The 2,906-nt window shown below is 74.5% G+C and carries 3 protein-coding genes; 1 reads left to right on the plus strand and 2 read right to left on the minus strand.

What is annotated here, in order from left to right:
- Positions 1 to 325 precede the first annotated feature (325 nt).
- Positions 326 to 1,135: an alpha/beta fold hydrolase gene (locus J0670_RS34640; protein WP_207816396.1), complete on the minus strand. Its 810-nt coding sequence runs from the start codon at positions 1,133 to 1,135 to the stop codon at positions 326 to 328.
- Positions 1,136 to 1,282: 147 nt separating this feature from the next.
- A complete protein-coding gene (locus J0670_RS34645; RefSeq protein WP_207816397.1) occupies positions 1,283 to 2,719 on the minus strand; it encodes a PQQ-binding-like beta-propeller repeat protein in 1,437 nt (478 codons plus the stop codon).
- On the opposite strand from J0670_RS34645, the gene J0670_RS34650 reads away from it, so the two are divergent.
- The coding region (locus J0670_RS34650; RefSeq protein WP_207816398.1) for a hypothetical protein at positions 2,718 to 2,906 on the plus strand (189 nt) is incomplete at its 3' end. The genes J0670_RS34645 and J0670_RS34650 overlap by 2 nt on opposite strands.

A 2,906-nucleotide genomic window follows, 5' to 3' on the forward strand; every position in this document is an offset into this window, starting at 1 on the left:
CACCGCGACGACGCCCAGCAGGGCGGCGATGCGGCCGCGCGTGCTCGTCATGTCGGTCCTTCCGATCGCACCGCGTCCGGGCTGACGCGGTCACGGAAGTAGCTTGTGCCCGGGACGACTTCGAGCGCGAGCGAAAAAGCGGGCATTCGGCCGGGGCCGGATGGCCTCCGTTCGCATCGATTCGGACGGGCGTTGACCCGGGCGCGCGTTGACCCGGGCGCGCGTTGACCCGGGCGAGCGTAGACCCGGACGGGCGTTGACCCGGACGGGCGTTGACCCGGGCGCGCGTTGACACGGGCGAGCGTTGACGCAGGCGGGCGCCCACTCAGCCCAGTGCCCGCGGCCGGACCACCCGGACCCACTCCTCCGGCTGCGACAGGTGCGGGGCATGACCGGCACCCTCGTACAGGTGACGCTCCGCCGCCGGTAGGGCGAGGTCGATCAGGTCCAGCACCTCCCCGAACACCAGCGCGCTGTCATCACTCTGCGTCAGCAGCGCGGGGTCGGCGAACCGGCCCAGCCCGGCGAGGTCGAGGTCGAGCGCGTCCGGGTCGCGCAGCTCGTCCAGGTAGGTCGGCGCGTTGCGGATGTACGTGTGCCGCACCGGCGCGGGCAGCTGCTCCCACGCTCCCGGGCCGAAGGCGAGGCTGTCCACGTACAGCTCGGCCGCCGCCGCGGACTCGGCCTGCTCCAGCAGCTCGCGGACGGCGGCGACCCGCTCGGCGTAGTCGGCGCCGAGCGGGCGCAGGACAGGGTCGGCGAGCAGGACGCCGGTGCCCGGCGGCTCGTGCACGGCGATGCCGCGCAGCAGGTCGGGCCGGGCGGCGGCGAGCCTGAGCGTGACCAGCGCGCCGTAGGAGTCCCCGTAGACGAAGACGGGCGCGAGGCCGAGCCCGTGGATCAGCCCGGCCAGGTCGGCCGCGTCCTCGTGCACCGAGCCCTGGGTGAGCGGGTCCTCGCTGCGGCTGTGCCCGCGCCGGTCGTAGGTGACGGCGGTGGTGGACTCCGCCAGGCCCGGCAGCACCCGTGCCCAGGCGTCCGCGTCGCTCCACGAGCCGTGCACCAGCACCACCCCGGGGCCGGCGCCGTGCGTCTCGTAGTGCAGCGACACCCCGTTCACCCTGATCTCGGCCATCGTCAGCCTCCCGGCGTCGGCGGTGCTCCTCCCCCAGCGTGACACAACCGCCCGGAAGGCTCAGCGCTCGACGGCGATCACGCTCGGTGACGGCGCTGCCGTGTGGCGCTCAGCTCGCCGTCGTGTGCGTCTCGGCTCGTCCCCCGCTCAGCGCATCCCCCGCACCGGCGGCTCGTCCCTGGTCCCGTCCTCGGCGACCACCGTGAACCGGCCCGTGCCCGCGGCCGAGAGGTCCACCGGGTACAGCGAGGCGGTGTCGTTGACGTCCAGCTCGCGGCTCCGCCGGCCGGTCGCGCCGTCCACCCTGGTCAGGCGGTCGCGGGTCATCGCCCACACCGAGGTGCCGTCCACCAGCACGCCGGTGACCTGGTCGTCCAGGCCCGCGGTCCACCGCTTCCCGCCGTCCGCCAGCGAGTACGCGACCAGCCGCCCGGTGGACGTGCGGCCCGGGTGCCTGCCGCCGCTGATGCTGACGTCGCCGGCCTTCTCGCCCGGCACGATGAAGAGGTCCCCGACCACCACCCCGCCGAACAGCGGCCGGGCGGTGAACTCGTCGAAGGCGTGCACCCCGCCCAGCATCACGTCCAGGTCGTACTCGTCGCCGGAGACCGGTATCGAGGCGCGCTGCCGGCCGTCCCGGTCGTAGCTGAGCACCGCGTGGGTGCCGCGCTCGGCCTGGGCGTCGACCCACACCGCGAGCGGCTCGACCGACACCACCGCGAGGTTCTTCAGCCCGCCCGCGACCGGGAGGGTGATCCGGGACCGCTCCCGCCCGTCCTCCGGTGCCAGCGAGTGCAGGAGCGGCGCCGCGTCGCCGCACTGCGCGACCGTCACCACGTCCTGGTCCCCGCCCGCGACCTCCAACGGCGAGCACCCGGCGTCGGCGGCGCTGCGCCAGAGCTCCCGGCCGTCCGCCAGGCGTACGGCCCGCCAGCCGGCCCTGTCCTGCAGCACGGCCTGGGTGCCCGCCACCGCGACCAGGTCCGAATCGGCGGTGTCGCCGTCCCGGGACGGCGCGTCCACGCTGGCGGTCCAACCGCCCTTGCCGTCCGTGAGGTCCAGCGCCGTCACCTCCGCGCAGGGCCTGCCGTGCGGCGAGTGCCCGATCAGGCCCGTGCCGTCGGGGCCGATCCCCCGGCTCATCGTGCACACCGAGTCCTCGCCGGGCGGCGACCACCGCCAGGCGACGGCGCCGGTGGCGCTGCGGTACGCCACCACCTGGTCGGGGCGGACCCGCACCACCAGGTCGCCGATGGTCCAGCTGCCCACCGCGCGGACGGTGGACGGCCGGTCCGCCGGGGCCTTCCAGGAGTCGTTGAGGCCGTCCCCGGCGAAGCCGAGGAAGATCCCCAGACCCAGCAGCACCCCGACGGCCACCGCCGGGAGCCCGCGCCTGGGGTGGATCAGCGCCCAGACGAACCCGGCACCGCAGGGCATCAGCCCGAGGATGCTGATGGCGCCCAGGTAGGAGAGGCTGTCGCCGCCGAACCCGTACCCGGGGCCGAGCAGCACCGCGAGCCCCATGCTCGCGAACATGGCGCCCAGCACTCCGCCGGAGACCACCATCCAGGTGTCCTTGCTCATGGCGAAGTTCGCGGCGAACTTCGTGGCGGGCTTCGTGGCGGGCTTCGTGGCGAAGCTCATGCTGACGTTCATGCCGAAGTTCATGCCGAACCTGGCACGCCATCTCGTCCGCGCCCGGACGACCCTGTCCTCGGGCCTCTCGGCCATGCCGGTTTCTCCCCTGCGACGCGCCGCCCACCGCATCAGG

Source organism: Streptomyces sp. FH025 (assembly GCF_017427025.1).
GTDB lineage: Bacteria > Actinomycetota > Actinomycetes > Streptomycetales > Streptomycetaceae > Kitasatospora.